The organism is Vibrio sp. 1580, assembly GCF_033340055.1.
The window spans coordinates 1-683 of record NZ_JAWOVT010000313.1 but is presented as its reverse complement, the minus strand read 5'-3'; the positions used below and the strand labels follow the sequence as shown (position 1 = coordinate 683).

General features: G+C 48.2%; 1 protein-coding gene. It reads left to right on the top strand.

The genetic code is table 11. From position 1 onward, the window contains the following. On the top strand, positions 1-683 hold a 683-nt coding region (locus R7093_RS25720; protein WP_318147087.1), incomplete at both ends, for an aminotransferase class I/II-fold pyridoxal phosphate-dependent enzyme.

The following is a 683-nucleotide window of genomic DNA, read 5'->3' as shown; positions in this document are numbered from 1 at the left end:
AACAAGGCGAAACACCTGTTCTTGCTACCGTAAAGAAAGCCGAAGCAGCACTGATTGAAACGGAAAAAACCAAATCATACCTAACCATCGAAGGGACTGCTGAGTACGGTCTGGCGGTACAAAAACTACTCTTCGGTGCAGACGCTGAAATCGTAGCGGAAAAACGCGCGAAAACAGCTCAAGCGCGTGGGGGTACAGGTGCATTACGCGTGGCGGGTGAATTCATCAAACGCCAACTTGGTAACGTAAAAATCTGGATCAGCAACCCAACTTGGGCAAACCACAACGGCGTGTTTACCGCTGCAGGTCTAGAAACGGCTCAATACACTTACTACAACGCAGAAACTAAAGACAAAGACTTCGATGCAATGCTAAACGATCTTCAAGCGGCATCTGAAGGTGACATCGTTCTTCTACACGGCTGCTGCCACAACCCAACTGGCATCGATCCAACTGCTGAAGAATGGGAAACACTAGCGAAGCTGATTGCTGAGAAGAAACTGCTTCCTCTGTTCGACTTTGCATACCAAGGCTTTGCCAAGGGTGTAGAAGAAGACGCAGCTGGCCTACGTACTTTCGCGAAATACAACAAAGAAATTCTCGTTGCGAGCTCGTTCTCGAAAAACTTCGGCCTATACAATGAACGTGTAGGCGCATTCACGCTTGTTGCTGAATCTGCAGAA